General features: G+C 69.3%; 2 protein-coding genes. Both read left to right on the plus strand.

Features of this window, described 5'->3' with window-relative positions:
• On the plus strand, positions 1-1,333 hold a 1,333-nt coding region (locus G3N94_RS40925; RefSeq protein WP_205799853.1), incomplete at its 5' end, for a CpaF family protein.
• A complete protein-coding gene (locus tag G3N94_RS40930) occupies positions 1,330-2,307 on the plus strand; it encodes a type II secretion system F family protein (protein WP_205799854.1) in 978 nt (325 codons plus the stop codon). The genes G3N94_RS40925 and G3N94_RS40930, both read left to right, overlap by 4 nt.
• The last annotated feature ends 117 nt before the right edge of the window (positions 2,308-2,424 follow it).

Below are 2,424 nucleotides of genomic sequence, written 5' to 3' on the forward strand. Positions count from 1 at the left end.
ACCGCGCGGGCCGGCACCCGCGCCCGCACCCGCACCGGCCCGCGTGGCCGGCAGCGCCGACAGCCACGAGGCGCTGATCCGCTCCGGCAAGTTCGACGCGATCCGTTCGGCCGTGTTCGCGTCGATGAACATGTCGGCCGCGCTGATGAAGACGCGCGACGAGGTGCGGGCCGGCATCGAGGAGCTGGCCGCGCACACGGTCGAGCGCGAGCGCCTGAAGATCACGGCGGGCGAGCAGCTGCTGATCGTCGACGCGATCCTGAACGACATGTTCGGCGTCGGGCCGATCGAGCCGTTGCTCGCCGACGAGTCGGTCACCGACATCCTGGTCAACGGGCCCGACCAGGTCTACGTCGAGCGCGCGGGCCGGCTCGAACTCACCGCGCTGAAGTTCCGCGACGACGCGCACGTGACGAGCGTCGCGCAGCGGATTGCGGCGGCGGTCGGGCGGCGCGTCGACGAGAGCAGCCCGATGGTCGACGCGCGTCTCGCCGACGGCAGCCGCGTGAACGTCGTGCTGCCGCCGATCGCGATGCGCGGCCCGTCGATCTCGATCCGCAAGTTCGCGAAGCGCGACATCACGCTCGCTCGAATGGCGCAGCAGGGCAACATCTCGCCGGCGATGCTGCAGGCGCTGAAAGTCGCGTGCACGTGCCGGCTGAACGTCGTGATCTCGGGCGGCACGGGATCGGGCAAGACGACGCTGCTCAACGCGCTGTCGCAGCATATCGAGCAGCACGAACGGATCGTGACGATCGAGGATGCCGCGGAGCTGCAACTGCTGCAGCCTCACGTGGTCAGCCTCGAAACGCGGCCGGAGAACACCGAGGGGCTCGGCGGCATCTCGCAGCGCGATCTGGTCCGCAACGCGCTGCGGATGCGGCCCGACCGCATTATCCTCGGCGAGATCCGCGGCCCGGAGGCGTTCGACGTGCTGCAGGCGATGAACACGGGCCACGACGGCTCGATGACGACGATCCACGCGAACTCGCCGCGCGATGCGATCAGCCGCCTCGAGAGCATGGTCATGATGGCGAACGCGAACCTGCAGCTGATGTCGATCCGCCGCCAGATCGCGAGCGCGGTCCATCTGTTCGTGCAGGTCGAGCGGATGCGCGACGGCGTGCGCCGCGTGACGCGGATCACCGAAATCGTCGGGATGGAAGGCGAGGTCGTGATCACGCAGGACCTGTTCGCGTTCCGGCAGGACGGCGACACGACGCGCGATGCGGTGAAGGGCGTGTTCGAAGCGTCGGCGCTGCGCCCGGCATTCGCCGCGCGGGCCGCGTATTACGGCGTCGAGGACGCACTCGCCGAGGTGTTCCGGTCATGACGGCCGCCGATCTGTTCGCCGCGTGCGCGTTCGTCGTGATCCTCGGGCTCGGAATGGGCATCTCGTCGCTGGTCGATCGCGCGCGCAACGGCCCCGCGCAGCGCATCCGCGCGCGCATGCGCCGACTGTCGCCAACGAGTGGCGTCGGCGACGCGGGCGCGGCCGACGTGTCCGGCATCGTGCTGTTCCGGCTCGAACGCGAGCATGGCCGTGTGCGTGCGTGGCTGCAGCGCTACGTGACGCGCGTGCGCACGGTCAGCGGCGACGGCGGCGTGCGCGTCGTCGCCGGCTGCACGATTGCCGCCGCGCTCGCGGCCGTGGTCGTGGTCAGGCTGATCGAGCCGCCGGGATTCCTGTGCCCGCTCATCTACGCGGGCTTGCCGCTGATCGCGATGCGCTCGAGCTATCTTGCGCTGATCCGGCGCTTTCGCAAGCGCTTTCTCGAAGCGTTCCCCGATGCGATCGACCTGATCGTGCGGGCCGTGCGCGCGGGCATTCCGGTCACGCAATCGATCAGCACGGTGGGCGACGGCGCGGCCGAGCCCGTGCGCTCGACGTTCCGGACGATGGGCGACAGCCTGCGCGTCGGTGCAGACCTGAAGGATGTGCTGACGCAGGCCGCCGATCGGCTGATGATCGCGGACTTCTCGTTCTTCACGGTCTACCTGCTGCTGCAGCGCGAGACGGGCGGCAGCCTCGGCGAGTCGCTCGACGAGTTGTCGAGCATCATCCGGACCCGCCGCGACATCCGGCTGAAGACCCGCGCGCTGACGGCCGAAGGCCGGATCACGACGAACATCATCTCGGTGATCCCGTTCCTGATCGTCGGCGTGCTGTTCATGGTGAACCGCCCGTACGTGATGGTGCTGTTCACGACGCACGCGGGGCACATGATGCTGATGCTGGCCGTTGTGCTGCTCGCGATCGGGCTGCTGGTGATCCGCAAGATCTCGAGACTGGAAACTTCAAGATGACGATGTCGACCCTGGCCGCGCGCGGCTTCGAACTGCTGATGTTGCTGGGCTGCGTCGCGCTGGTGCTGGCCGCGCCCGGCGGCGGCACGCGCAGGCGGATCGCCGTGCGCGTGCGGC

The sequence above is a fragment of the Burkholderia sp. Ac-20353 genome (assembly GCF_017104785.1).
Classification (GTDB): Bacteria; Pseudomonadota; Gammaproteobacteria; order Burkholderiales; family Burkholderiaceae; genus Burkholderia.